General features: G+C 31.1%; 29 protein-coding genes. 14 read left to right on the top strand and 15 right to left on the bottom strand.

Features of this window, described 5'->3' with window-relative positions:
* Nucleotides 1–238: 238 nt before the first annotated feature.
* Together Q0828_RS22415 and Q0828_RS22420 are read right to left on the bottom strand one after the other, a co-directional pair.
* The gene (locus Q0828_RS22415; protein WP_366523624.1) at nucleotides 239–2,077 is read right to left on the bottom strand and encodes a M56 family metallopeptidase; all 1,839 of its coding nucleotides are present in this window, start codon (nucleotides 2,075–2,077) and stop codon (nucleotides 239–241) included.
* Nucleotides 2,074–2,445: a BlaI/MecI/CopY family transcriptional regulator gene (locus Q0828_RS22420; RefSeq protein ID WP_298426951.1), complete on the bottom strand. Its 372-nt coding sequence runs from the start codon at nucleotides 2,443–2,445 to the stop codon at nucleotides 2,074–2,076. The genes Q0828_RS22415 and Q0828_RS22420 overlap by 4 nt, the downstream gene beginning before the upstream one ends.
* Before the next feature lie 203 nt (nucleotides 2,446–2,648).
* Between Q0828_RS22420 and Q0828_RS22425 the strand changes: the two genes are divergently transcribed.
* From Q0828_RS22425 to Q0828_RS22440, 4 genes are all read left to right on the top strand, one after another.
* Entirely contained in the window at nucleotides 2,649–3,884 is a 1,236-nt protein-coding gene (locus Q0828_RS22425; RefSeq protein ID WP_298426954.1) for a DEAD/DEAH box helicase, read from the top strand.
* A gap of 75 nt (nucleotides 3,885–3,959) precedes the next feature.
* Entirely contained in the window at nucleotides 3,960–4,703 is a 744-nt protein-coding gene (locus Q0828_RS22430; RefSeq protein WP_298426957.1) for a phosphodiester glycosidase family protein, read from the top strand.
* 11 nt (nucleotides 4,704–4,714) lie between these two features.
* Nucleotides 4,715–5,287, top strand: a complete 573-nt coding sequence (locus tag Q0828_RS22435; RefSeq protein WP_298426960.1) for a hypothetical protein — start codon at nucleotides 4,715–4,717, stop codon at nucleotides 5,285–5,287.
* A 69-nt stretch (nucleotides 5,288–5,356) separates the two neighbouring features.
* Nucleotides 5,357–5,710, top strand: coding sequence for a hypothetical protein (locus tag Q0828_RS22440; RefSeq protein ID WP_298426963.1), 354 nt, complete (start codon nucleotides 5,357–5,359; stop codon nucleotides 5,708–5,710).
* A 67-nt stretch (nucleotides 5,711–5,777) separates the two neighbouring features.
* Here Q0828_RS22440 and Q0828_RS22445 read toward each other — a convergent pair whose 3' ends face one another.
* Nucleotides 5,778–6,803 (bottom strand): hypothetical protein, encoded by a 1,026-nt coding sequence (locus Q0828_RS22445; protein WP_298426968.1) that lies wholly within the window; start codon nucleotides 6,801–6,803, stop codon nucleotides 5,778–5,780.
* A 116-nt stretch (nucleotides 6,804–6,919) separates the two neighbouring features.
* Here Q0828_RS22445 and Q0828_RS22450 point away from each other — a divergent pair, with 116 nt between their 5' ends.
* The gene (locus Q0828_RS22450; RefSeq protein ID WP_298426970.1) at nucleotides 6,920–7,831 is read left to right on the top strand and encodes a hypothetical protein; all 912 of its coding nucleotides are present in this window, start codon (nucleotides 6,920–6,922) and stop codon (nucleotides 7,829–7,831) included.
* A 116-nt stretch (nucleotides 7,832–7,947) separates the two neighbouring features.
* Entirely contained in the window at nucleotides 7,948–8,367 is a 420-nt protein-coding gene (locus Q0828_RS22455; protein ID WP_298426973.1) for a hypothetical protein, read from the top strand.
* A 120-nt stretch (nucleotides 8,368–8,487) separates the two neighbouring features.
* Here Q0828_RS22455 and Q0828_RS22460 read toward each other — a convergent pair whose 3' ends face one another.
* From Q0828_RS22460 to Q0828_RS22505, 9 genes are all read right to left on the bottom strand, one after another.
* Nucleotides 8,488–9,210: a DUF4369 domain-containing protein gene (locus Q0828_RS22460; protein WP_298426976.1), complete on the bottom strand. Its 723-nt coding sequence runs from the start codon at nucleotides 9,208–9,210 to the stop codon at nucleotides 8,488–8,490.
* 39 nt (nucleotides 9,211–9,249) lie between these two features.
* Nucleotides 9,250–10,464, bottom strand: a complete 1,215-nt coding sequence (locus Q0828_RS22465) for a DUF819 family protein (RefSeq protein ID WP_298427307.1) — start codon at nucleotides 10,462–10,464, stop codon at nucleotides 9,250–9,252.
* 721 nt (nucleotides 10,465–11,185) lie between these two features.
* Nucleotides 11,186–11,356, bottom strand: coding sequence for an Arc family DNA-binding protein (locus Q0828_RS22470; RefSeq protein WP_298426979.1), 171 nt, complete (start codon nucleotides 11,354–11,356; stop codon nucleotides 11,186–11,188).
* A 2-nt stretch (nucleotides 11,357–11,358) separates the two neighbouring features.
* Nucleotides 11,359–11,880: a DUF1648 domain-containing protein gene (locus Q0828_RS22475; protein WP_298426981.1), complete on the bottom strand. Its 522-nt coding sequence runs from the start codon at nucleotides 11,878–11,880 to the stop codon at nucleotides 11,359–11,361.
* A gap of 8 nt (nucleotides 11,881–11,888) precedes the next feature.
* The gene (locus tag Q0828_RS22480) at nucleotides 11,889–12,053 is read right to left on the bottom strand and encodes a DUF4177 domain-containing protein (protein WP_298426984.1); all 165 of its coding nucleotides are present in this window, start codon (nucleotides 12,051–12,053) and stop codon (nucleotides 11,889–11,891) included.
* 31 nt (nucleotides 12,054–12,084) lie between these two features.
* Complete coding sequence (locus Q0828_RS22485; protein ID WP_298426987.1) at nucleotides 12,085–12,549, bottom strand: hypothetical protein; 465 nt, start codon at nucleotides 12,547–12,549, stop codon at nucleotides 12,085–12,087.
* On the bottom strand, nucleotides 12,546–12,731 hold the full coding sequence (locus Q0828_RS22490; protein ID WP_298426990.1) for a hypothetical protein: 186 nt from the start codon (nucleotides 12,729–12,731) through the stop codon (nucleotides 12,546–12,548). Before Q0828_RS22490 ends, Q0828_RS22485 begins: the two co-directional genes overlap by 4 nt.
* Before the next feature lie 3 nt (nucleotides 12,732–12,734).
* Complete coding sequence (locus Q0828_RS22495) at nucleotides 12,735–13,595, bottom strand: SPFH domain-containing protein (RefSeq protein ID WP_298426993.1); 861 nt, start codon at nucleotides 13,593–13,595, stop codon at nucleotides 12,735–12,737.
* A gap of 832 nt (nucleotides 13,596–14,427) precedes the next feature.
* The gene (locus Q0828_RS22505) at nucleotides 14,428–15,615 is read right to left on the bottom strand and encodes a hypothetical protein (protein WP_298426995.1); all 1,188 of its coding nucleotides are present in this window, start codon (nucleotides 15,613–15,615) and stop codon (nucleotides 14,428–14,430) included.
* A 44-nt stretch (nucleotides 15,616–15,659) separates the two neighbouring features.
* Here Q0828_RS22505 and Q0828_RS22510 point away from each other — a divergent pair, with 44 nt between their 5' ends.
* The 6 genes from Q0828_RS22510 to Q0828_RS22535 all read left to right on the top strand — a co-directional run bounded on the left by Q0828_RS22510 (nucleotide 15,660) and on the right by Q0828_RS22535 (nucleotide 18,347).
* On the top strand, nucleotides 15,660–16,334 hold the full coding sequence (locus Q0828_RS22510; protein ID WP_298426998.1) for a M15 family metallopeptidase: 675 nt from the start codon (nucleotides 15,660–15,662) through the stop codon (nucleotides 16,332–16,334).
* Nucleotides 16,335–16,468: 134 nt separating this feature from the next.
* The gene (locus tag Q0828_RS22515) at nucleotides 16,469–16,666 is read left to right on the top strand and encodes a hypothetical protein (RefSeq protein WP_298427001.1); all 198 of its coding nucleotides are present in this window, start codon (nucleotides 16,469–16,471) and stop codon (nucleotides 16,664–16,666) included.
* Between the two features lie 128 nt (nucleotides 16,667–16,794).
* On the top strand, nucleotides 16,795–17,034 hold the full coding sequence (locus Q0828_RS22520; protein ID WP_298427003.1) for a hypothetical protein: 240 nt from the start codon (nucleotides 16,795–16,797) through the stop codon (nucleotides 17,032–17,034).
* A 611-nt stretch (nucleotides 17,035–17,645) separates the two neighbouring features.
* Nucleotides 17,646–17,792 carry a hypothetical protein gene (locus Q0828_RS22525; RefSeq protein WP_298427006.1) on the top strand — a complete coding sequence of 49 codons (147 nt, stop codon included), beginning with the start codon at nucleotides 17,646–17,648 and terminating at the stop codon, nucleotides 17,790–17,792.
* A gap of 50 nt (nucleotides 17,793–17,842) precedes the next feature.
* Complete coding sequence (locus Q0828_RS22530) at nucleotides 17,843–18,025, top strand: hypothetical protein (RefSeq protein ID WP_298427011.1); 183 nt, start codon at nucleotides 17,843–17,845, stop codon at nucleotides 18,023–18,025.
* A gap of 145 nt (nucleotides 18,026–18,170) precedes the next feature.
* Complete coding sequence (locus tag Q0828_RS22535) at nucleotides 18,171–18,347, top strand: hypothetical protein (protein ID WP_298427014.1); 177 nt, start codon at nucleotides 18,171–18,173, stop codon at nucleotides 18,345–18,347.
* A gap of 32 nt (nucleotides 18,348–18,379) precedes the next feature.
* On the opposite strand, the gene Q0828_RS22540 is transcribed toward Q0828_RS22535, so the two are convergent.
* Nucleotides 18,380–19,267, bottom strand: a complete 888-nt coding sequence (locus Q0828_RS22540) for an RluA family pseudouridine synthase (protein WP_298427016.1) — start codon at nucleotides 19,265–19,267, stop codon at nucleotides 18,380–18,382.
* Nucleotides 19,268–19,453: 186 nt separating this feature from the next.
* Here Q0828_RS22540 and Q0828_RS22545 point away from each other — a divergent pair, with 186 nt between their 5' ends.
* On the top strand, nucleotides 19,454–19,873 hold the full coding sequence (locus Q0828_RS22545) for a hypothetical protein (RefSeq protein ID WP_298427019.1): 420 nt from the start codon (nucleotides 19,454–19,456) through the stop codon (nucleotides 19,871–19,873).
* Between the two features lie 68 nt (nucleotides 19,874–19,941).
* Here Q0828_RS22545 and Q0828_RS22550 read toward each other — a convergent pair whose 3' ends face one another.
* Both Q0828_RS22550 and htpG read right to left on the bottom strand, forming a co-directional pair.
* Nucleotides 19,942–21,303: a serine hydrolase domain-containing protein gene (locus tag Q0828_RS22550; RefSeq protein ID WP_298427022.1), complete on the bottom strand. Its 1,362-nt coding sequence runs from the start codon at nucleotides 21,301–21,303 to the stop codon at nucleotides 19,942–19,944.
* A gap of 108 nt (nucleotides 21,304–21,411) precedes the next feature.
* Nucleotides 21,412–23,301, bottom strand: coding sequence for a molecular chaperone HtpG (gene htpG / locus Q0828_RS22555; protein ID WP_298427025.1), 1,890 nt, complete (start codon nucleotides 23,299–23,301; stop codon nucleotides 21,412–21,414).
* A gap of 404 nt (nucleotides 23,302–23,705) precedes the next feature.
* On the opposite strand from htpG, the gene Q0828_RS22560 reads away from it, so the two are divergent.
* Nucleotides 23,706–24,722, top strand: a complete 1,017-nt coding sequence (locus Q0828_RS22560) for a beta-ketoacyl-ACP synthase III (RefSeq protein ID WP_298427027.1) — start codon at nucleotides 23,706–23,708, stop codon at nucleotides 24,720–24,722.
* The last annotated feature ends 47 nt before the right edge of the window (nucleotides 24,723–24,769 follow it).

A 24,769-nucleotide genomic window follows, 5' to 3' on the forward strand; every position in this document is an offset into this window, starting at 1 on the left:
GTTACATAGAAAAAACATACATCAATAGAATTCAAAATTGGACGAAGAAAATATGATGATAAGTATCATATTTAGTTTTTTAAACTTAAGAATAACCTAAAATTAGACGTGATACTCATAAAAAAATAAAAAACTGATAAATAAATTAAAAAAAGCAAAGACGATTTTACACAAATCACCTTCGCTTTTTATTGTTTAATATGAGGTCTATATAAAAACTATATAGAATTCACATTATTTATTTTTCTGCTATAAAAACAGCTTTTGCTATTCCTTCTCTCATAGCAAGATATTCTGACTCGTTTAGTTCATGATAATCATCTTTGCCATATAATTCTTGAGAACGTATATGAAATACTTTTTCAAAGCCTTGAAATACTTCAGCAAGGTTTGTTAAAAAATTTTCAAAAGTATCTGTATCGTTATATGTTACACGCACTAAATACGCTATTGATTTTTTATCTGCATGTTTTTTTACAAATTGATAAACTTCTTCTTTGTAATTTATTTCAGTACTACTTAAATCAAGTTGAAGATATTCAATACCATCTAATGTGGCTACATTACCTTTTATGGCGGCATTGGTCAAATTAACTTTTGGTTGTAAAGAATCGTCGCGAGAAGGATTTGCCCAATGAAAAGGAGGAACTAAAAATGGTTGAATCATTTGTTTTCCTGAAGCTGTCTCTCCATAATAAACTATTTTCCTTCTATCTAACCTTCTTAGCTCTGTCTGAAATTCTCTTACCTTTTTCATAGACTGATTACCGTCAATTTTTAGTCGTACCGAATAATGTCTACCTGTCGATTCTTTTTTGGGTACAGAAGTAATTTTATTAGTTTCTGAAGGTTTCCCTTCATTTTTTATTTTCTGAAGACTATCTAGTTTTGGCTTAAAGAAATTGTGGATATCTATTACTTCTTTTTTAAGAATAGATTCAACTTCACTAATATCACAAGCCTTTCCGTTAACAAACAACTTATCATTTGAAATGGCAAACGTTGGGCTTGGAAGCATATCAGTTGTATAAACACTATTTTTATCTCCCTTATACTTTTTCAAAACTTCTTCATATTGTTTCAAATTAGCTTCTAATTTCGCAGAACCTTGATCTTTTTCTGCTTCAGTTTTAGAATTACATTGAAATAACAATAGACTAAATAAAATAGCACAAGTTATAGTAAGCGCTACTTTTAATTTTCCAAAAAATCCTGATTTATTACTTTTCATCATGGTTATCCTTTTTTTTATAAATGATAAATTAAAATTGTGTACCAACCCATATGAGTTGTTGCTAACTAATTGTCTCAAAAGTAAGGTCTGGTAATCAACTAAGGAATAACCTGCTTTAATTATTTTCTTATCTGCTATATATTCATGTATTGTTTTTAGAGAGTTAATAAGCTTCCAAATCAATGGATTAAACCATAGAAATGTAGCTAAAAATTGTACAAATATTAAGTCAACAGAATGCTTCTGTTCAATATGTGTTTTTTCATGAGCAATAATTTGATTAAGTTCTACTTTGTCAATGTTTCCTTCATACACAAAAGCGTATTTTAAAAATGAAAAAGGAGCAATAGGATGTGAAACGCTCACAACGGTGACTCCATCTATTTGTATATGAGGATGTTTCAAGATCATTTCTCGAAGTTTTCTAAAAGTCAAAAACAATCTAGACAGACAGAATAATACTCCGATGATGTATATGCTAATTATAAACATAAATACAATGTGCATCCAATCAACTGGCGACGATTCAATAACTTTTGTAGTCGTTGTATTGTCCAAAGAAGTTGGAGGTGTATAAACCTCATACTCCCATGTTTCCATCGTTTCATAGTAAGACATTCTTAATTTGCTAAATTCCTCAACAGAATTGTCTATAACAGCTACATTACCTTGGCTAATATCAAAACTCATTAAAGGTAATAGCAATGAAAAAACGACGATTCCCATGAGGAAAAATCGATTAAGTGAAAAGAAAGTCTCTTTCTTCATCACAACAATGTAAAGTACATAGAATACCGCTAATATGGCACTAGACTCTAATAGATATATGATAAATTTCATCATTTCTTTTTCTCTTTTAATGCTGCTAACATTTTCATTGCTTCATCCAATTCTTCATCATCTAGTTTTTTACTCTCTGTAAAAAAATTGACAACTTGAGAAAGTGAATTATTGTAATAATCGCTTACTAAGCGCTTCATTTGCCCTTTACTATATGCTGCTTTACTAATCAATGGATAGTATTGGTGCGAGTTACCATAAGCTTTATAACCTATGATTTCCTTTTGGACTAATACCCTAACAATTGTTGATACAGAATTGTAAAGTGGCTTTTGGTCTGGATATTGTTCAATAATATCTTTGATAAAACCTTTTTCAATATCCCAGAGAATTTTCATTATTTTCTCTTCTGCCTTAGTTAATGTGATCATTACTTTATGAGTTTTAATTAATTAGCGATACAATTATACAACTTAATTTTAAGTTGAAGAAAGGATGAATTTTTGATAAAACCTTATAAAGGATAAAAAGGAAAATGTAATCAGATAGCTGTAAATCATAGTTTTTCTAAAAAAAGACAACATAAAACGAACCTTGATGTATCTTTGCGGAAATCGTTTCAAAAAAATACTGAATGCAATTCAAAGAACTAAAACTCAACAAACCTATTATTCGTGCGTTATCTGAAAAAGACTACTCAGCACCAACATTAGTTCAAGAACGTGCAATTCCTGCCATCTTAGCTAAAAAAGACATTATTGTGTCTGCACAAACAGGAACAGGAAAAACGGCTGCATATGCATTACCCATCTTACAATTATTGTTTGACAAGCAAGATGCGCCAAAAAAAGGAAAAAAAATACGAACTTTAATCGTATGTCCAACACGTGAATTGGCAATTCAGATTGAAGAGAATTTTGAAGCATACGGTAAATACACAAATTTACGTACAGGTGTAATTTTTGGAGGAGCGTCTATTCAACCACAAAAAGACATGCTCAAAAAAGGAATAGACATACTAGTAGCAACACCTGGAAGACTCCTCGATTTACACAAGCAAGATGTTGTCAACTTGGATTATATAGAAACTTTAGTGTTAGATGAAGCTGATTTAATGTTAGATATGGGATTCATTGATGATGTCAAAAAAATAGAACGATTATGTCCAGATGGAAAACAAGTTCTATTGTTCTCAGCAACGATGCCATACAAAGTGGAACATTTGGCAAACTCCATTCTGAGAGATCCTGAATTTGTAGAAGTATCTCCAACATCATCTGCGGCAAAAGGTGTCAACCAAATGCTGTATTATGTGCCAAAACCTAAAAAAATAGAACTCTGTTTACATTTACTACGAAATAATATCAAAGGAAGTGTTATTATTTTCAGACGTACCAAATATGGAGTAGATAAGCTTGAAAAAACATTACTTAAAAACAACTACAAAGTAGCCAGTATTCATGGAGATAAAGCACAGCCCTTACGACAGGTTGCGCTAAACGAATTCAAAAAAGGAGAAGCGAAAATTTTAATAGCTACTGATGTTGCTGCGCGTGGAATCGATATTAAAAATGTAGATACAGTAATCAATTTTGATATTCCAAATGTTTCTGAAACATATGTACATAGAGTAGGAAGGACAGCTCGTGCTGGCGCTTCAGGAATGGCATTGTCATTCTGTTCGGCAGATGAAAAAGGATACATCAAAGATATTCAGCAATTAATCAATACGGTAATTCATGTGGAAGAAGAACATCCATATCCGTTAGATCCCAAAGCAAAACCAATAGTTCATAAAAAGAAAGGTAGTAAATACAAAAAAGGACGTAAATCCGAAGCTTCTAAAAAGAAGAAAAAACGTTGGTATTAATCAAACAGAGTAAAGAAAATAGAACCAAGATTCAAGACGTTTCTTTTGATTTAAAGTTTTCGAAAAATATATCATATGACTCTTAAAAAACTATTCTTTGGCTGTAGCCTAATTGTATTCGTAGTATTTTTTAATTTTTGCGAAAAGCAAGAGTCTATAAAACAATATGATACTTCTCGAATTCTTGCATATGAAGTAAATCCGAAAGTTGCACAATTACACTTTTATTGGAAAAATGAAGAAGGAGAAATCTATGGAAATGCAGAACATTTAAAAACGGAGCTTAAAGCGAATGAACAAGAATTGATGTTTGCCATGAATGGTGGTATGTACAAAAAAGATCAATCGCCACAAGGAATTTATATTGAAAACGGAAAATTATTAGCTCCATTAGATACAAAAGAAAAAGGGTATGGAAACTTCTATCTACAGCCGAATGGCGTGTTTTACATTACAGAAGAAAATTATCCTATCATTTGTACCACAAAAGCATTTAGTCAAACTAAAAACATCAAATACGCAACACAATCAGGACCAATGTTAGTAATTGATGGAAAACTACATAAAAAGCTAACTAAAGGCTCTAAAAACCTCAATATTAGAAATGGAGTAGGTGTATTGCCAAATGGAAACTTACTATTTGCGATGAGCAAAGAAAAAATCAACTTTTATGATTTTGCTAGCTTTTTTAAAGAAAATGGGTGTAAAAATGCTTTATATTTAGATGGGTTTGTTTCAAAAACCTATTTACCAGCTAAAAACTATGAACAACAAGATGGTGAATTTGGCGTAATTATTGGTGTCACTAAACAGGACTAATTAGAGAAATCATGGGAGAAAAAACAATCACAAAAGAAAAACTTTGGAGGTTTGTAAATACAAGTTTTGGGATCTGGCTTTTATCAAGTGTAATGGTTGGTTTTTTTACATTTAGCTATGCTAAATTAAGTGAATCAATTAGTAGTAGAAAGAATAAGAAGAAACAAATATTGATGCTCGATCAAGAAATTGAAGGAAGGATTTATCAACTTATTTCCAAACAAGAAAGACGGAGAGATAGCATAGATGTTTCAGATGAAGTTATAGAACAGTCTAGTAGAAATAGAATAACGAAAGATGTTTGGTTCGATTTTAAAGCAACACCAGTAGGAAATTATGAAGGACTCTACAATATGTATCCTGAATTTAGTGAAAGAAATATTGTTTCACTTATGGTAGAGTTAATTTCATTGATAGATGACGACGATGAGGTTGAAAAAATAAAAAAAGTTATCTATAAAATAATATCAGATAAAATACTTCCATTGAATGTTAGAAATGAAAAAGATTATGAAGATTTTATCAGTAAAGTCAATTCAGAGTTGCGACTAGAAAGATGGCAGAAATTTTGGCCCAAACAATAAGCGCCAACATTTTAAAAATAAGCCGTATCTTACGGACTGAAAACATAGAAATAAATTTAATATTCAATAATGAAAAAATATATTTTACTATTCGTTATATTATTTGCATTACAATCGTATGCACAAAAAGATAAAACGATATTTGAATTAAAGCCTTCGCAAAGTATGTCCATTACTGGAAAAGGTCCTGGGCAAGATGCGGCAATCAATCCGTATACAGATAGGAATAGTATTGCGATTATTGAAAATCTTAGTAAAAATAATTTTACAGTTAGAGTTCAATATCAAGGTAACATTGTAAAAACTTTCGTAATGGAAGCCGATAAAAAAACAATGGTAAGTCTAAAAAAAGGATACGAACTATACTTAGATAGTGATTTAGAAGCGAAAGCCAAAGTAGCGTTTCGTGATGGTGTGAATTAAACCATATGATATAAACTAATAAAAAAGAGCTGATATAAGTATCAGCTCTTTTTTATTAGTTATAATTTTAAAGCTCTTTCTCGAAATGTTTCTTTAAGAAACCTTCAATCTTAGCAGCTTCTACTTTTTCTAAATCTTGAACGCCTTCTTTTAAAACACCTTTCATTTCAACATCCAAAGTATCTAAAGGGTTAAAAGGATCTCCGTTGAAATAACGTGGCTTAGTTCCAGGACCTGTTGGACTTCCATGATCTTCATCAATAGATTTTCTCCAACGCTCAGCATGTGTACGCCATTCTTCTTGGTCAACCAAACTTGGTTGCGCAAACCAAACATTCCATGTTAAGGTATTTCCTTTTTTTAACATATTTCCGGAAGCTGTATTAAAAGCATCCATAACCAGTGCGTTAAACTCGTCAACAATTTTATCTCCAGTTTTCTTAATTGGTCCAATCTCTACATCAATATGTCCAACATTAAAGGCTTCTGCTTCATGTCTGGCAAAAGGTGGACTTTTAAAACGAGGTGTTTCCCCTTGACTTACAGGGAATATTGGTTGACTAGGATTTTGAAACTTATGCGTAGTCACTTTAATTGCTTTAGCTTTAGTGGTTGGGAAATCTAATCCAAGTTTATTAAAAATATCAAAAGCTTTCTTTACCCATTCTTTTTGATGTGCACTTGGACTAAACCAAATAGTACCTTCAACAGTCATATCTGCATAAAATGTTTTTGAAGTTTCATCAACCCAACCACGTTGCCCAGTTACCGTAACTTCTACATTCATACAACCAAACGTTGGAGAACAAGCACCTTGTTGTGGACAAATAATAGAGTATACACGACCTTCATCTGTATAACCCAATCTGGAAATATATGGTGAAAACATTTGAAAACATCTTGAAGCTTCTTTTCCCGGAATCGTTTGCCAACTAAACTCAGGCCATTCTACACCTTGTTGTCGTTGCAACTTATCAATATTATCCATATTGTCTAGCATTGGTAACGAAGAAAGGTCTGGAGTTGGGTAGGCAAATGCAGGGTTTGATTGTGCAAAACCACCAATCCATCCTGGAGGAATTTGAGTACTCATGATAAATTAGTTTTTATATTTATATATTTCTAAAAATACTGTTTTTTAAAAGAATTCTTTAACGTATAAGTACGTGGTTTAGTTTTTGTAATTTTAGGCAAATTGCAAAAAAAACTATGGGGCAAAGAGGTAATTATGTCATAAAATCTAATGAAAAAACAACCATTTATTATACCCATTGGCGTGCTAATTATATTGTAAATGATTTAATCTTAGGTCCTGAAAAGTTTATTGAATATGCAGAAGCATCCGAGCAACGAACATATCTAACGAGTGAACCTTGGATAGAATCATGTGCTTATGTTGATATAGATAGAAAAGAGTTACTTTTTTGGGAAGTAGATGATTTGGTAGAAACGTCAGTAAGACAGCGCTATTTAGAGTTGTTGTCAAAAAAATGGAAAGGTTGGAGTGTATCTTTTGCAGAAAGAGAAATGTATGCTATTGAAGAAAAAATGAAGGTGAACTACACTGAAGAACATGACTTTGATTTTGAAGCTGGAAAACTAGAAAATTTTATAAATGAAGTTGCAGATGAATATGAAACAACGATTGTGATGTTTAAGAAAGATGGAAAATTGTACACAAAATGTTCTTATGATTTAGATACCGAAGAATTGGTCTTTTTAGGAGAACAAATCGTAGATATATTAGATAAAAGAACTCCAATTGATATAACGAAACGACCAGAAGTAGAAAACAATGTAGCTATTGCAATTGATTGTGATGAAAAAAAACTAATAGTCAATTATATTTTTGTAGGATTAGTAGAAGAATTGTCGAATCTCTGGAAAGATTGGACAATTGAGGCAGGAAACTATGGATATATACAAATCTTAGATAAAGCCGGATTAGATACAATGGAATTAAAAATGAAACCAGCTGAGGTTGATGCATGTATGTTAAGAATATTCAATAAAGAAGATAATTTTGATCCCAACAGTTTTGCTAAAAAAATAATAGAATTAGATGAAAATGTAGAATTTCATCCGAGTTTTTTTGAAAATAATAAACCGCCAGAAGAATAATAAATGTATGAAGAAAGTGAAAAAAATCACAACAACGTAATTTAAAAAAAACATGAGTTTATTTAATTACGCAACCTTTTAGGTTTTTCGCATCTATTTTATATAAAAAATATACAATGAGATATACGCTTTTAGTTTTAGTAGTAGTATTAATGTCTTCTTGTTCTAAATCTGATGTAGATGAAGGACGATTAGATTATACTTCATATATAATTAACAATCAGTCGAATGTTGATTTGTATTATTTGAATAGAGCCAACACAGGTATTTTAATAAATGCGGGAGAAAGTGAACTTATAGAAGTCCTTTTTGTACAAGTAGGAGCTAACTTTACAGGATCAACAATTGTGAATCCTGTTGATCATTACCTAGCTGAACAACCATTTGAAATATTTGAAAATATTTCTCAGTTCGAAAATGTTATTGAAGTAGGAGAGTTGCTTTACTCACAAAATCCAGTTGATGAAAGCCTTTGGATTTTAGATTTAGACACTAGAACTTTTACGATCACAATTACAAATGAACTAATTGAGTGAAAATTTAAAAGCATCAAGTATAAAACAAAAAATCCCAACTTTACTAAAGTTGGGATTTTCTATATAATTTAATTTTAAATTCCAGTGTGTCATATTGAATGCAGTCAAGATGTTAAAAGACTACTTTGTAGCAGCAGTTTCTTTCTCTTTACGTTTCTTAATCAATTCTTTTAATTCTTTTCCATACTTAGAATCTGCAATTTTTGGTGTCAATTGTTTGTAAATTGTATCTAAGAAACGAACATTTGCATCATAGGTTTCTGTAGTGATAATATATGGTGTAATTTCTTTATCATTATTAGTAAAAGCATAGTTCAAAATATAACGAATACGACTTTTACTATAATTATCAATTTGTGTATTGATTTCTTCTACCTTCTTTGTATCTGCTTGTTTTTGCGCTTCTAAACCATCTTTAAATAACGACAATTCTTTCGTATTGAACTTTGTCATGAAGTCTTTAAATTTCTCTAGATCATCATGGTTTTTAGATCCTGTAATTTTTACATCATTTTGGAATCTACGTAAAGTTGTATGAATTGTCATTTCACCTGGCTCAGCAAAAAAGTCAAGACGATCATTTAAATCATTAAAATCTTTCTTGTCCAAATATAAATACAATACTTCAGGTTCGTCAATAGTTGTGGTGAATGAAAAATTTGGATCACCACTAACAATCAAAGAATCTATAGTAATCAGTGTGGTATCTTTTACTTTTTGTAAAAACAACGTTCCTTCTTTCAAACCATCAATTTTTCCAGAAATGGTTAAGTTTCCTTTTGTCTCTTTTCCACAAGCAATAAATCCTAGTACAGCAAGGACAACAATAAATTTTCTAAACATCATATTGAATTTTAACGAGGGCAAATATCTACAATTTCATTAAACTTTAGAAGCCAATTCCATTAAAATAGTACACAAAATTGCACCATAGGTTCCAACTACATATCCAAACACCGCTAATAATACACCAACAGACGTTAAGGAAGGATGAAAAGCAGAAGCTACAATTGGAGCTGAAGCTGCACCACCAACGTTAGCCTGACTTCCCACAGCGAGGAAGAAAAACGGTGCACGAATAAGCTTTGCAACTAAGATTAACAATCCTGCATGAATTGCCATCCAAACCAATCCGACAGCAATAAGTCCAGGGTTTTCTAGTACTTTTCCTAAATCCATTTTCATACCAATAGAAGCAACTAATACATAAATAAAAATGCTTCCTATTTTACTTGCGCCAGCACCTTCATAGTTTTTCGCTTTCGTATAAGATAATGTAATTCCGAAAGCGGTTGCAATGGTAATCATCCAAAAGAATCCAGAACCTAAAAACGATAATGCGCCATCTTTATCTTTTACAGCATCAAAGTTTCCTGTTAAAAACTCTGTGATGTTTGCTGAACCATAATGTGCTAATGAAACACCTCCAAAAGCAATTGCTAATATAATCATGAGTTCTGTTAGTGAAGGATTTCGTTTTATTTTGTCTGCAAAGGATGACACTTTGTCTTTTAAGGTTTCAATGGCAGAATTATCAGCCTGTAACCAATTGTCAATTTTTTTAGATTTTCCAATTCCTAATAATAAAATAGCCATCCATAAGTTTGCCACGACAATATCTACTAATACCATAGCGCCATATTTATCAGGACTGTATTCGTAAATTTCATACATGGCAGCTTGGTTTGCTCCACCACCAATCCAGCTTCCTGCTAAAGTTGATAATCCACGCCAAACGGCTTCTGGACCAACGCCACCAACTGTTTCAGGAGAGAATATGGATATTAATAAAATAGCTAACGGACCACCAATGATAATTCCGATTGTTCCTGTGAAAAACATAATTAATGCTTTCGGACCTAAATTGAATACACCTTTCAGGTCAATACTTAAAGTCATTAGAATTAATGCGGCTGGCAATAAATAACGACTTGCAATCATGTAGGTTTGCGAATACTTATCAGAAATAATTCCTAACGAACTTAAAATTGCAGGTAACAAATAACAAATTAATAAGGCAGGAACATATTTATAAAACTTTTTCCAACCTGAATTTTTGCGAGATTCTGTGTAAAATACAAACCCAAGAATCAACATTAAAATTCCAAAAACAATTTTATCAGTTTTGAAAAATGGCTCAGGATGGATAATTGTTTTTTCAACTTTTATATCTTTTTGAGATAGGTTAAGCGTTTTACTATTGTTGATAAAAGAAGCTTCTGAAACATTATAAATTATTTTAGAAAATCCATCTTTTGGTTTTGTATTGACTTCAAATAAAGTCATGACTTTCTCAACATTCATAGATGCTGTCCCACGATAGGAAACAGTTGCAATTGAATTATTGACATTAAATTTAAAATCGCCCGTTGCAATAAACTTTTTATTGATATTGCTAATATTTTCAATAGAGGCGAATGAATCGTTTACTTTTATTGTAAGATCAAATCCTGTAAAAGCAATGGAATCAATTTGAATTTTAGTGTTGAAGTTGGTTTCTTTAGCTTCCAAATGTTTCACTGTCAATTGTTGTGAAAACATAGAAAAAGAAATAAAAAACAGGAGGAAAGCCAGTGTTTTTTTCATAATCTTAAATTGGTTTGTGCATGCAAAATACCAAAAATTAAGTTATAAACTTTTAAAACGTGAAGGTTCTTTATATTACAATGTGATTCCGAATGATAATGAAGTAATTTGTTTTATAGTAAAAATTGTTTCGTCAAAACTTCTAGTAAACACATACGAAAGAGTTATGAATTATAAATGCTGTATTTTACATGTTGAATTAAAAGTTGACAAATAAACAGATTAACAACTACTAGGTATCATCATCTTTCTTTTTAGGAGCTCGTTTTGCATTTTTCAAGCTTTGCATAAGCATCCATTCTATTTGTCCATTGGTACTGCGAAATTCGTCCGCAGCCCATTTTTCAATAGATTTCAACATCTCTTCATTGATTCGTAATGCAAAAGCTTTCTTTTTTGCCATAATTATTTTTTTGACGATGCTTCTTTTTTCTTTCTTATCATATACACATATAATATTAGTGGCATAAGCACACTAAATGCAAGTATAATATAGACAAAGGACGATTCTAAAATGATATCGTTTCCTGCAGATTTTTCAATAATGGAATATACAACATATAACATAATTAGAATCGTAAATAAATTTACAAAACGCAACAAACGACAACTCATTTTATAGTTTCGTAATGCATTTTCTTCTGTAATTTCTTCCATATAGTTATGAATATGCGGATATTTTGTCAACACATACATTCCAACAGCAACTACTGTTGTAATTGCTAACAAAACCCAAATAGAACTACGTCCACCATATTTATCAACTTCACCACTCATATTAAAATGCATGGGAATTTTATCTGGTAATTCTGAATAATAGGTAATTACATATCCCCAAATAAATAATAAAATAGCTAATACTATAAGATCGATAATAAGATCAATACCTTCTACAGGAACTTGTATTTTGGGTCTATTTTTGTTCATAGTGTGCTTTATCTATTTTTATTACGCTCCATAATTACTTGTACGTACGTATCATAATTATTAACGGAATGTAGTATCCAACCTTGTTTTGCATATGTGTTTAAAAACTCTTCTAATTTTTCCATTCTATTAGACCAGCCTAAACTCGGTTTTAATACTTTATATTCTTTCATTGTATTCGTTTTTTGATTGATGAATATTTCTCTAAAGTGTTTCTTGATGCACTACATACCGAGAATTTAGCTTTTGTAAACTTTCTAAAAAAGCAATATGTGTTCGTTCTGATTTTCTAAAAGTAAGTTCTAACGATGAAAAGCTACTTTTTAGAGTAAGTACTATATTTAAAGGATTTTCTTTGTGAATAGTTTCTGTAACACTTGTAATAGTATCAACATTCATACTATTTGTCCAGTTTTTCTGAATAAATTCAACATACAACCAATACCCTACAAATATACTCAAAGGAATATATATAATAGATGTAAAAAAGATATCCCAAACCGAATCAAAACCGCGTTCAATTTTTCCAAATGTTCGATCAAAAATGTACATTCCAGCTACGACTGAAAGCAATTTATTTTTGATAAGACTCCAATTGCTTATTTGTGTAATTTCAAGTGTTGTGTTGGTTAGTTTTACCGTACCTTCTAGTAAGTGAAACGTTTTCATAAATCTTCCTCCTTTTCATCTTTAAAAACAATTAAACTCAATATTACACCAATCATAATACCGATAGATAAACCAATTACGGTTCCTATGGGAACATTTCCTGTGATTGCGCCAATAGTTGTTCCAATACTTGAACCACCAGCAACACCAATACCAATAGCTAAAATTTGCTTTTTATTCATGGTTTATTGATTTAAAGTTCCTGTATTTACAACAGGAGCAGCTTCTTTATCACCACATAAGATAACTAACAAATTACTTACCATAGCAGCTTTTCGTTCTTCATCTAAGACTAATAATTCTTTTTTATTCAATTCGTCTAGCGCCATTTCTACCATACTTACAGCACCTTCTACAATTTTATGTCTGGCAGCAACAATAGCAGTTGCTTGTTGTCTTTTTAACATAGCGCTTGCAATTTCCTGTGCATAAGCTAAATATCCAATGCGTGCTTCTAACACTTCAATTCCAGCAATAGCCAACCGTTCTTCTAATTCTTTTTCCAATGCTTCGCTTACTTCATTTACACTAGAACGTAACGTAATATCTTCATCATGACCTTCATCTGCAAAATTATCATACGGATACATGCTTGCTAACTTTCGAACTGCTGCGTCTGTTTGTACACGTACAAAATGTTCGTAATTATCAACATCAAAAGCAGCTTTGTATGTATTACTTACTTTCCAAACTAGAATGGTACTAATCATAATTGGATTCCCCAATTTGTCATTCACCTTTAAGCGTTCACTGTCAAAATTACTTGCACGTAATGAAATCTTCTTTTTTGAATAAAACGGGTTTACCCAGTAAAACCCATTTTGTTTTACGGTTCCAACATACTTACCAAATAAAAGAAGTACGCGAGAGTTATTTGGATTTACCATTATGAAACCAATTGCTATAATGATGGAAGCTATAATTGTAATTATAGGTAATGGGTTTTCTAATATAATCATGGTTGCAATACTTCCAAAAAATAGAATTAAAAAGACAAACAGCATCAAATAACCATTCGCGGGTACAATAATTTTTTCTTCCTTCATAATATGTTGTTTTAGATTGATATTAAAATGATATCATAAATATATAAAATTAAATTTATATATTTTAATAGTTTTCCATATATTTTTTTTAATAATGAAATGCGAAAGCCCAAAAATGCTATTAATTAACAAAGGTTTGAAGTAGAAAAACGAGTTTGGCACGCCATTTGTTTATATTGAAGTGTAACATTGCAAAGACATTTAAGAAAGCTGGTTACTTTCTAAATAGAGCAGGTTACAATTTTTGGTTGGTTAGTTTTAAAAAAGCATCTCACTCTTGAGATGCTTTTTCTTATGTATAAAAACTTTTTATTGTAAATGTCAAATTTTGAATTAAGATTTGCGAATCAACTAATCAATAAGTATAGATTTTCTCCCAACCTAAAGTTTCTCAATACTTACTGAATAATTAATTCGAAAGGTAATATTGATAAGTCCTTGAATTTGTTTTGTAGTTTTTAGAAATTTGATGCAACCATGTATGTTGCGTTGCTCCTTTCATCATTAATAAACTGCCGTGTTGTAGTAGTAATTTCTGTTTTACAAATTTTATCAACTTGATTTTTTAAACTGACTAAAGTTTGTGTTAGTAGATGTGGAGTCATTTCAATAGTAGAATAACGATAGTTTTTTTGATTGGTTCCTTCCTTATATAGCAGTTAAACGCGGTTATGTATATCCTTTGCCGAAAACTTTGATGTGATCTTGTTGCCAAGGTGTTTCTAATTTTAAAGTTTTAAAAATCGTTGATGCTTCCACAGAATTTATAAAGTTTAGATAATACGTTATGTCTGCATCAGTTGAATGTAAAGGGAAACCTTGTATATTAACTTTATTCGGCATCTTGAAATATGGCTCTATATGACGAAGAATTTATAAATGTTTTAAACTCTTTAAGATCAAGAGTCATATCTTCTTCTGCAAAAGAAAACTTTTCATACATTCTAGTAAGAACTTCAAGCGCTTTTTCGGTTTCTTTTAATTGTAGTAAAGAGTATAATTTATCAAAATACGCATCAAAAAAATTGGGCATTTCTTTAATTGTTTTATCAAAATGAGGAATCGCTTCTTCCAAGTTTTCGTTACTAATATGGGTAATTCCAATGTAATAATCAAAAATAGGATCTTCGCCAACGTATTGTTTCAATGAGTTTATACGAGTTTCAATTATTTCCGATTTTCCAAAGTAAACACTTTCTATAAAGTAAAGATAAGCATGTAGTTTTTCATCATCTGGCGTTGCATTTATAAGTTTATTGATAACAGTTTGTAATTTTTCGTCACTGTTGTGAGTAGCAGCAATAAGTAAATATTGAAAATACAAAGCATCATGATATTTAGCAGGAATTGCAGTTAATACTTCATACGAGCGTTCATGATCTCCATTTTCATTGTAATACCTAATTTTATTATACGTTTCAATATTAGATAGGTATTGTTGATCCAAATCAACAGTTTTATAGTATATATTAGCAATATTTTTCGACATGGTTACACCAGAGAAATAATAATAAGAATCATTCAGTACAGGTTCATCGTCTTTGATGCCTACAGTAAAATCTATAAAATAAATCATATAACCATCATATATTCTATATACAAAGTGAGGAATTCCTTCTTTCTTATAAAAACGCGTAAATCTAAAATCACCAATCGGACGAATTTGCTCAACGATAATGCTACCAAACTTCATCATGGGACTTAACATTTCTGAGACTTTTCGTTTGTAAAAACTTTCGCGCAATTCTTTATCTGAAAAGCTTAAAAATGATTTTGTATTTACTTTATTATCAAAAAAATCAGGATTATAATCAATGATAGAAGTTTCTAATTTTTTGGCAAATTCTAGATAGTCGTTATTTGAAAACTGATTATAAAACACTGTGTTTTCTTCAATTTCTTGCTGTTTTTTATAGGCTTTTCGAAAATAAATACAACTAAATAGAACAATACCGATTCCGGCTATTACGCTTATATACTGTAGAAAACTTTTTTTACTGATTTCATTTTCAGAATTCATATTGTAATAAATGTGTAAGTTTGTAGAAAGATGTACATTTTGTTATGCCAAAGATCATAAATATACTACTAATTCTTGTAAGCTCACTAACAATTAATTGTGCCTCGAAACTTCCCCAAGGTTTTGTATATGTGGCAGATGAAATTCCTAGTATAGAACTGGAAATGCGCTATTTTGGAACTAATAACTTTGTCGGCGCAAAAGTTGATGGCTATGAAGCTGAAAAATGTATTTTATCAATAGCAGCAACAAATGCTTTGCGTAAAGTTCAAGAAGAATTACGTACAAAAGGACTAGGTATTAAAATATATGATGCATACAGACCACAACGTGCAGTAGATCACTTTCGTAGATGGGCACGAAACTTAAAAGATACCCTAAACAAGCAACAGTTTTATCCTGATGTAGCCAAAAAAGATTTATTCAAATTAGAGTACATAGCAACCAAATCACGTCATAGTAGTGGAAGTACAGTTGATATTACTATCATTGATCTTACCACAAAAGAAGAACTTGATATGGGAAGTTCCTATGATTTCTTTGGGAAAATTTCATGGGTAAATTATAAAGGACTTACTGCAAAACAACTCGAAAATCGTCAATTATTACAACGTATGATGCTAAAACATGGTTTTCGAAACTATCCTCAAGAATGGTGGCATTTTACACTTCGTGGAGAACCATTTAAAAATCAGTATTTCGATTTTCCAATTCAATAATTTACATTTTATAATTCTATTAAAATAATCAAGATTATAACAACCTCTAATTTATAAACTGAAGGTTGTAAGCTTTGTTTAACAGGTTTTTACACTATAATTTCATGCTATTATTAATCTTAAATATAATACGTATGTTAAAGAAAATTTCAAGCATCAAAGATGTAGAAGTATTGAACAAAAAAGAACAAAATAGTATTCATGGAGGAAAAAGAAGATGCGGGTTTAATGGATATTGTGGAGCAGGAAATTGTTGTAATACAGCAGGTTGGTGTCAGGCAATTGGATCACATGGAAGCACAGGATATTTGTGTGATGGTGATCTTATCTAGAAAATGATGGAAGCGAGTCAAAGCTCGCTTTTTTAATACTTACATTTCATAAATACAAAGAAAAGAACTTTTTTTTTCGTGCGAAAGCTATATAACTTCAAATTCAGTTTAACTAAAATCTTATAATCATGAAAAAAAAGAGTTTAAAAAGTTTACGCTTAAACAAAAAATCAATTTCCAATCTCCACAGTACATCTGGAGGAATGGTTCCGCCACCACCGCCAACATTAGATAAAACATGTCAAGGACCTCCAGGACATGCCGTTTGTCCTGCTGATACAAGAGATGTGAGAGCTTGTGTTACCAGTCCGCTCATAGATTGTACGGTCACATTGGTTGATTGTGAAACACTGGCAAGATTTTGCTAATAGATTAAAAACGGACTTCGGTTCGTTTTTTTATGTGTAAAAAATAAAATTTGAATCTTTTTTAAAAAGAATGGGTAATGAATTTTTGAAATCTACCCAAGTAGATATAATTGTAAGATATGTATGAAATAAAGAATGAAACAAGAGTTAGTGTTTGAGTAAAATTTAATGTAACCTTTTCTTTAAGTCGATCAAAAAAATATCATATATGTTACGCAATTTAGAATAATCTCATGATTTCAATAAAGTGAAAAGTATCAATATTGAGGACTACAATAAGGGGGATTTTAGTTTTTAAATATTGATAAAAGGGCAAACATTAGTTTGCCCTTTTTTTTATCTTATTGGTTATTAACCATAAAAAAAAATATGATCAATTCATTAAAAAGATTTTAAATTAAAACAGCGAAGCAAATTTTAGGAGAAGAACAAGATGTGTAAATTAAGATTCATGAAATTACAGCAAAAGTGACTGTCAATATAGCAAAAATGACAGACAAAGCAATGAATGCCATTATACAATATATTTCTTCATAAAGTTAAGTACGGTCTTCCCGTAAATGATTGAAAGTAACATTTTTTACATTAGTATAGAATCAAAAACCAGAATCATGAAAAAAAAGAATTTTCAATTGTTAACGATTAACAAAAAAGTTATTTCAACCTTCAGTAGTAAAGAAATAAAAGGAGGAACAGCAGCACCAGGGAAAAGCGGACCAATAACACGTTGTAATTTTTCTAATTGTGTGTGTTTGTAATTTATGTGCAAACTATAACTAATTATATATTAACCTAAAACCAATATAGTATGTTAAAAAACATTTCAGTATTAGAAGGCGTTCGCTTATTAAAGAAAGCAAATCAAAAAAATATTCATGGAGGACTTAGTCCAGGATGCCCAGTACAACACAACACCGGATGTTTTTCGGGACCTTTTTATTGTAATATTCACAATTTGCCCATTTGTAGTCCGCTAGATTCAAATCATTAAGAAAATAATGAGAAAGACGAGTTTTTGACTCGTCTTTTTTGATTTTAAGAATATGTGATGTTTTATAAAGTATCAAAAACTTTTCTTTTTTCTCATAGATAAATATTGTCATTTGCAATATTATTAATTTTTAAAACATAGTAAAATGAAAAAAAGAAACCTTAGTAAAATAGTCTTAAGTAAGGCAATTGTGGGAAGACTTTATGGAGGAATTACCGATGATGATGAAGATGACAGTTCTCCTCCAAAACGAAAGGACGATAATTGTAATTGTGCAAATAATCATACTAGGGGTTGTCCTTCGTGGAATATCGCTTGTTAATATAAATAAAAGACGGACTTCAGTTCGTTTTTTTATTGATTAAACTTTAGAAAACGCCTTTCTTCACGTTCTAAAATACTTTTATATTTGTTGGGTAGCGTACTAGAAAACGAAACTTTCTCCATCGTTTTTGGATGCGTAAACTGAATAGCGGTTGCACATAAAAATAATCCTTTTTTATAATTTTCTTCAGGATTTCCATGAAGTTGGTCACCTGCAATTGGATGATTGATACTTGCCAAATGAATTCGTAATTGGTGTGTTCTTCCTGTTTTTGGAACTAACTTTACATGTGAAAGAAATTCATTTTGTAACGAAGGAACTGTTTGTATCGTTTCATATATGGTGAACGCGTCTTTTTCGGCTACAGCCGAATGAATTTCACCTTTTAATTCAGTTTTGCCTAATACAATTGCCTGATATTCCTTAGAAATTTGTTGTTGTTCAAATTGTTTGTACAAATGAATTTGAGCACTTTTTGTTTTGGCAATAATTAAAATTCCCGAAGTTGGATTGTCCAATCGATGTAGAGGTTTGGGAAACTGTAACGCATCATTTGCTTCAGAACGTTTCAGATTATGCGGTAATGCATTTTCAATGGTTTTGAAATAATTTCCATTGGTAGGAAATCCAGCAGGTTTGTTGATAATAGCAATATCGTCATCTTCAAAAATGACAGGAATTTCTAGTTTAAATATTTTTTTCACAACTGTTTTTTCTTCAAAAACTTCAATAATATCGTTTGTGTTGAGGTATGTTGCCGTTGTGGCAATTCTTCCATTTACATAGATTAACTTCTTTTTGAGTACTTTTTTAAGCGCACTCTTACTTAAAATGCTTTTAAAAATAGGAACTTCATATTCTTGAATTCGAACAGGAGAATCTAGTTTAGGGACAATATGTGTTTCGAGGAGTTTCAAAGAGTTTAGTTTTGGTAAAAATAAAAAGATCTTATTAAATAACAGTAGTTTGCCAATACATCTACATTAAATCATTACTTTACATTAAAAATAGTTAAAATCTTACAAAACTTACGTGTTTTATGGGTTCCCATAAGGATACTGTTTTCTTTTTACATATGTTTGCTTAGAATTAAATGACCAATCATGAAAAAAAGAATATTTGCACTAGTATTGACATGTGCTTTACTAACCATTTCTTGTTCTTCGGATGACTTAACCATTGAAGAAATGACACTTAGCAAAGCTGAACAATACGCAATTGTAAAACTAGTTTCTACAAACTTGTCCGTTGGTAAAAGTGCTCCTGTGGTTATCAGTTCTGTAAAGTTAAAGAAAATAGAAGATAGTTACTATTTGTCTTCGTACCATGGAGATAAAATCACAACCACGTTATTAAAAATAGAAGGAGATACAACTTTAAAATATGCAGGAATTTCGTGTACTTCAAAAGCTTGTTCCACTACGGATGGTTGTGTACCAGATAAAGATGGAAAAAAATGTGCAAAATGTCCATGGGCTGGCGATTGTACAAAAACGGTAACTTCTGATATTATTCAAGAATAGAAAACAATCAAATTTTAATATAAAAAACCACAAATTTTATCTTTTTTTAATTTGTGGTTTTTTTAGTATTACTCGTCAGTTTCTATACCTTTTGATTGATTGATATTACTTTTGAAAACAACGCTTCTTTGTTTTCCATCTGTGAAAATGTATTCCGCAAAACTGTCTTCAAAGAAGAAACGATTCTGCGAAAGCGGGAAAATTTTAAAAGCAGCATTGCTACCAACACGCTTGCTGTACAATTGATTGTCTTTAAGTGTTATATGTCGGACAACATCGCCTTCAAACTTGTAAGCGCCAACCCATTTTTTCAATTGTTTGTTAGTAAGTGTTACTATTTTTGAAGCATCTGGATATGGTTTTCCAATAGCAACTGCAGCAATTTTATATGCTGTTTCACTTGGAGAACGTGAACCATTATTTGTTAAAACAATGATGTAAGCATTTTTACTAGGAACGTAAATTCCATGTGTTGTATAGCCAAAAATTCCACCACCGTGTTCAATTACTGGCGTATCATTAATACTATCATGCGACCAGCCATATCCGTAATTTATTTTAGAACCATTGTTAAGCGTATAATTTGTAAACGCTTTGGCTAAACTTTCTTTAGAAATTAAAACGTGATTGCGAATCGCTTTTTGCCATGTATATAAATCATCTACTGTAGACATAATGGAACCAGCTGCATACGGAATATTCATGCTGATGTAATCTGCATTTACAAAGCCTTTTTCTCGTTCTTGATAACCAGAAGCTCTATTTTTAATAATTTTTGATTTACTACCATAATAGGAATTGTTCATGTTTAGCTTGTCAAAAATTCTTTTCTGAATAAAATCTTCATATGCCATTCCACTTAGTTTTTCAATGATGTATCCTAATATTACATAGCCAGAATTGTTGTACCTGTACTCATCACTAGGTTTGAAATCCATAGGCTCGTTTTTGAAAGCATCAATGAGTTCAGTAGGAGAGAGGTCTTTTTTTGCAAAATCACGTAAAGCAGGAATAGAAGTATAACTTTTAATTCCTGAAGTATGCGTTAAAAGATGATGCACAGTAATGGTGTTTCCTTTGGTTGGATAATCAGGAATGAATTTAGTGATTTCATCATCTAGCGAAAGCTTTCCTTCTTCTAACAGCATTAAAATACCAACGGAAGTAAATTGCTTTGTAATGGAACCAATTTCAAAGACATTTTCAGAAACCATATCAACATTTAATTCAAGATTTGATTTCCCAAAGGCCTTTCTATATAAAACGTTTCCATCTTTTGCGACTAAAACTGAGATGCCAGCTTCAAAATTTTTGTATTGATCGTTTACTATTTGATCAATTGTATTTTCCATGTTTTGTGCAAACTGAACAGCTGGAATTGACACAAAGAACAGTAGAAGCCATAGCTTCCAATTTAAGAATGTTTTCATATATATTATTTTTGATTGAATGCTTATTTGACGATTGACATACAATTTGGTTACAAAAAAAAGCCTCTTCAATTGAAGAGGCCTTAAAGTACGTATTAATTTTATTTTTTATTTGATCATATCATAACTACGTTTGATGAATTGTGTCAACTCTTCTCCCGTTAATAAGTTTTGAGATAAACGTGCTAAATCTAACGATTGCTTGATTAAGCGTTCTTGTTTTTTCTTTGTTTTTGTGTTTAGAATTTCTCCAACCAACTCATGATTTGTATTCACGATAAGATTGTACATTTCTGGGAAATTCCCCATTCCAAACATTCCGCCACCGCCAGTTTGTTGCATCTCTTTCATACGGCGCATAAATTCTGGTTGCGTAATCATAAATGGTGAAGCTCCAGAATCCATTGCTTCTAACTGAACAGTATATTTGTCAGCAGGAACAACTTCTGTTAATGTCGTTTTTAAGCTTTCTTTTTCTTCATCAGAAAGTTTAGAAATTTGCTCTTCATCTTTCTTGATTAAATTATCAATATGATCTGCATCTACACGTGCAAACGAAATATTTTCTTTTGATGTTTCTAACTTTTGAATTAAGTGAGGAACAATTGGAGAATCTAACAATAGCACTTCATATCCTTTTGCTTTTGCAGCTTCAATATAACTGTGTTGCTGATCTTTATTAGAAGCATATAAGATAATAGTTTTACCATCTTTATCTGTCTGCGTATCTTTGATTTTTTCGTTTAATTCTTCATAAGTATAGTATGTTTCATCTACTGAAGGATATAATGTGAATTTGTCAGCTTTGTCAAAGAATTTTTCTTCTGAAAGCATTCCATATTCAATCACGACTTTAATATCATTCCATTTTGCTTCAAAATCTTCTCTATTGTTTTTGAATAAAGAATTTAATTTGTCAGCTACTTTACGTGTAATGTATGAAGAGATTTTCTTAACATTTCCATCTGCTTGTAAGTACGAACGTGAAACATTTAACGGAATATCTGGAGAATCAATAACACCTTTTAGCATTGTTAGAAACTCTGGTACAATTCCTTCTACATTATCTGTAACGAATACTTGATTTTGGTATAATTGAATTTTATCCTTTTGCATATTCATATCGTTCCCAAGTTTCGGGAAATATAGAATACCTGTTAAGTTAAATGGATAATCTACATTTAAATGAATATTGAATAAAGGTTCTTCAAATTGCATTGGATACAACTCACGGTAGAAACTTTTATAATCAGCATCTTCTAAATCAGCAGGTTGTTTTGTCCAAGCTGGATTTGGATTGTTGATGATATTATCAACTGTGATTTTTTCAGCTTCAGCGCCTTCTTCTGCATCTTCCGGCAGTGGTAAGGTTTCTTCTTTTGTTCCGAATTTAATAGCGATTGGCATAAACTTGTTATACTTCACTAATAATTCATTGATTCTAGCATCTTCTAAGAATTCTGTTGAATCTTCAGCAATATGAAGAATAATTTCAGTTCCTCTTGCTGTTTTGTCGTGCTCTTCTAAAGTAAATTGTGGTGAGCCATCGCATGTCCAATGTGCAGCTTTATCTTCTTCTCTAAAACTTTTCGAAATAATTTCTACTTTTTCTGCAACCATAAAGGCAGAGTAGAATCCAAGTCCAAAATGTCCGATAATTCCTGAATCTTTGGCAGAATCTTTATATTTTTCTAAAAACTCTTCTGCTCCAGAAAAAGCGACTTCATTAATATATTTTTGGATTTCATCTGCCGACATTCCAATTCCTTGATCAATAATGTGCAGTTTTTTTCCTTCTTTATCTACTTTAATTTCTATAACTGGATTTCCGTATTCTACACTTACTTCACCAATACTTGTTAAATGTTTTAGCTTAAGCGTTGCGTCCGTTGCGTTAGAAATAAGTTCTCTTAAAAAGATTTCGTGATCGCTGTATAAGAACTTCTTAATTAAGGGGAAAATATTTTCTACAGATACATTAATATTTCCTGTTGCCATTTGTTATCTTTTTAGTTTTGTGATTATAAATTAGTATTGTTTGATGATTTTCTTTTCAAAAAAAATACCATTTTAGCTCAAGTGACAAGATGACAGATGTATGTTTTAAAAAAAAATCAATAAAAAAAGAAAAAGTTTGTAAGGAATCTGAAATCATTTCGATTTACTGTATATGATTAAGGAAAAAGATTGCTATGAGAAGAGACTACTTCCTTAATCAATTGTTTATTTATTGGTTAGGTTGTTTTAAAGCGCATTTATTAGATATAGATGCGCTTTTTTGATGTATAGTACTTTTTAAACTTCGTGGAGAAATTAATAATGCTTATTATTGTTATTCAAATTTTAAGAATTTGTAAATTTGCAATTCAGTTTTACACTGAAAATTATAAAATTGATAATATATGTATACATCTAGAATTATAGGATTAGGACATTATGTTCCAGATAATGTGGTAACAAATGATGATTTATCCAAGTTAATGGATACTAATGACGAGTGGATACAGGAACGAACTGGAATTAAAGAACGAAGATTTGCCGTAAAAGGAACCGAAGATACAACCTCAGGAATGGGCGTGAAAGCTGCAAAAGTAGCTATTGAACGTGCAGGAATAGATAAAGACGATATTGATTTTATCATTTTTGCAACCTTGAGTCCCGATTATTATTTCCCTGGTCCAGGTGTAATGGTTCAAAAAGCATTGAATATTAAAACTGTTGGTGCTTTAGATGTACGAAATCAATGTTCAGGGTTTGTATATGCAATTTCAGTTGCAGATCAATTTATAAAAACAGGAATGTATAAAAATATTCTTGTTATTGGTTCTGAATTGCATTCACACGGATTAGACATGACAACTCGCGGAAGAGGTGTCTCTGTAATTTTTGGAGATGGAGCAGGAGCAGCAGTGCTATCAAGAAGTTCAGCAGAAGGAAAAGGAATATTATCTTCGCATTTACATTCGCAAGGTGAACATGCTGAAGAATTAGCTTTAACTGCTCCAGGAATGGGAACGCGTTGGGTAAATGATATTATTGCAGATTATGAGAATAATGTAGAGGATACATCTTATTTTCCACATATGAACGGACAGTTTGTATTTAAAAATGCAGTAGTTCGTTTTAGTGAAGTAATTATGGAAGGTTTGATGCAAAATGGATTGCAAAAAGAGGATATTGATATGCTAATTCCACATCAAGCGAATTTGAGAATAGCGCAGTTTATTCAAAAGAAATTCGGATTAGGAAATGATCAAGTATATAATAATATTATGCGTTATGGAAATACAACAGCGGCTTCAATTCCGATTGCGTTGACAGAAGCATGGGAAGAAGGAAAAATTAAAGAAGGAGACACGGTAGTATTGGCAGCTTTCGGAAGTGGATTCACTTGGGGAAGTGTTATTATTAAATGGTAAACCTAGAAAATATACAATGAAAAAAATCCCAAGTTCTGTTGCGCTTG

The organism is uncultured Kordia sp. (assembly GCF_947496985.1).
Taxonomy (GTDB): domain Bacteria; phylum Bacteroidota; class Bacteroidia; order Flavobacteriales; family Flavobacteriaceae; genus Kordia.

What these genes read in the sequence shown, in the direction of transcription:
- Q0828_RS22415 (WP_366523624.1), bottom strand. Translation starts at nt 2,077, where the DNA reads ATGATGAAATTTATCATATATCTATTAGAGTCTAGTGCCATATTAGCG.
- Q0828_RS22420 (WP_298426951.1), bottom strand. Translation starts at nt 2,445, where the DNA reads ATGATCACATTAACTAAGGCAGAAGAGAAAATAATGAAAATTCTCTGG.
- Q0828_RS22425 (WP_298426954.1), top strand. Translation starts at nt 2,649, where the DNA reads ATGCAATTCAAAGAACTAAAACTCAACAAACCTATTATTCGTGCGTTA.
- Q0828_RS22430 (WP_298426957.1), top strand. Translation starts at nt 3,960, where the DNA reads ATGACTCTTAAAAAACTATTCTTTGGCTGTAGCCTAATTGTATTCGTA.
- Q0828_RS22435 (WP_298426960.1), top strand. Translation starts at nt 4,715, where the DNA reads ATGGGAGAAAAAACAATCACAAAAGAAAAACTTTGGAGGTTTGTAAAT.
- Q0828_RS22440 (WP_298426963.1), top strand. Translation starts at nt 5,357, where the DNA reads ATGAAAAAATATATTTTACTATTCGTTATATTATTTGCATTACAATCG.
- Q0828_RS22445 (WP_298426968.1), bottom strand. Translation starts at nt 6,803, where the DNA reads ATGAGTACTCAAATTCCTCCAGGATGGATTGGTGGTTTTGCACAATCA.
- Q0828_RS22450 (WP_298426970.1), top strand. Translation starts at nt 6,920, where the DNA reads ATGGGGCAAAGAGGTAATTATGTCATAAAATCTAATGAAAAAACAACC.
- Q0828_RS22455 (WP_298426973.1), top strand. Translation starts at nt 7,948, where the DNA reads ATGAGATATACGCTTTTAGTTTTAGTAGTAGTATTAATGTCTTCTTGT.
- Q0828_RS22460 (WP_298426976.1), bottom strand. Translation starts at nt 9,210, where the DNA reads ATGTTTAGAAAATTTATTGTTGTCCTTGCTGTACTAGGATTTATTGCT.
- Q0828_RS22465 (WP_298427307.1), bottom strand. Translation starts at nt 10,464, where the DNA reads ATGTTGATTCTTGGGTTTGTATTTTACACAGAATCTCGCAAAAATTCA.
- Q0828_RS22470 (WP_298426979.1), bottom strand. Translation starts at nt 11,356, where the DNA reads ATGGCAAAAAAGAAAGCTTTTGCATTACGAATCAATGAAGAGATGTTG.
- Q0828_RS22475 (WP_298426981.1), bottom strand. Translation starts at nt 11,880, where the DNA reads ATGAACAAAAATAGACCCAAAATACAAGTTCCTGTAGAAGGTATTGAT.
- Q0828_RS22480 (WP_298426984.1), bottom strand. Translation starts at nt 12,053, where the DNA reads ATGAAAGAATATAAAGTATTAAAACCGAGTTTAGGCTGGTCTAATAGA.
- Q0828_RS22485 (WP_298426987.1), bottom strand. Translation starts at nt 12,549, where the DNA reads ATGAAAACGTTTCACTTACTAGAAGGTACGGTAAAACTAACCAACACA.
- Q0828_RS22490 (WP_298426990.1), bottom strand. Translation starts at nt 12,731, where the DNA reads ATGAATAAAAAGCAAATTTTAGCTATTGGTATTGGTGTTGCTGGTGGT.
- Q0828_RS22495 (WP_298426993.1), bottom strand. Translation starts at nt 13,595, where the DNA reads ATGAAGGAAGAAAAAATTATTGTACCCGCGAATGGTTATTTGATGCTG.
- Q0828_RS22505 (WP_298426995.1), bottom strand. Translation starts at nt 15,615, where the DNA reads ATGAATTCTGAAAATGAAATCAGTAAAAAAAGTTTTCTACAGTATATA.
- Q0828_RS22510 (WP_298426998.1), top strand. Translation starts at nt 15,660, where the DNA reads ATGCCAAAGATCATAAATATACTACTAATTCTTGTAAGCTCACTAACA.
- Q0828_RS22515 (WP_298427001.1), top strand. Translation starts at nt 16,469, where the DNA reads ATGTTAAAGAAAATTTCAAGCATCAAAGATGTAGAAGTATTGAACAAA.
- Q0828_RS22520 (WP_298427003.1), top strand. Translation starts at nt 16,795, where the DNA reads ATGAAAAAAAAGAGTTTAAAAAGTTTACGCTTAAACAAAAAATCAATT.
- Q0828_RS22525 (WP_298427006.1), top strand. Translation starts at nt 17,646, where the DNA reads ATGAAAAAAAAGAATTTTCAATTGTTAACGATTAACAAAAAAGTTATT.
- Q0828_RS22530 (WP_298427011.1), top strand. Translation starts at nt 17,843, where the DNA reads ATGTTAAAAAACATTTCAGTATTAGAAGGCGTTCGCTTATTAAAGAAA.
- Q0828_RS22535 (WP_298427014.1), top strand. Translation starts at nt 18,171, where the DNA reads ATGAAAAAAAGAAACCTTAGTAAAATAGTCTTAAGTAAGGCAATTGTG.
- Q0828_RS22545 (WP_298427019.1), top strand. Translation starts at nt 19,454, where the DNA reads ATGAAAAAAAGAATATTTGCACTAGTATTGACATGTGCTTTACTAACC.
- Q0828_RS22550 (WP_298427022.1), bottom strand. Translation starts at nt 21,303, where the DNA reads ATGAAAACATTCTTAAATTGGAAGCTATGGCTTCTACTGTTCTTTGTG.
- htpG (WP_298427025.1), bottom strand. Translation starts at nt 23,301, where the DNA reads ATGGCAACAGGAAATATTAATGTATCTGTAGAAAATATTTTCCCCTTA.
- Q0828_RS22560 (WP_298427027.1), top strand. Translation starts at nt 23,706, where the DNA reads ATGTATACATCTAGAATTATAGGATTAGGACATTATGTTCCAGATAAT.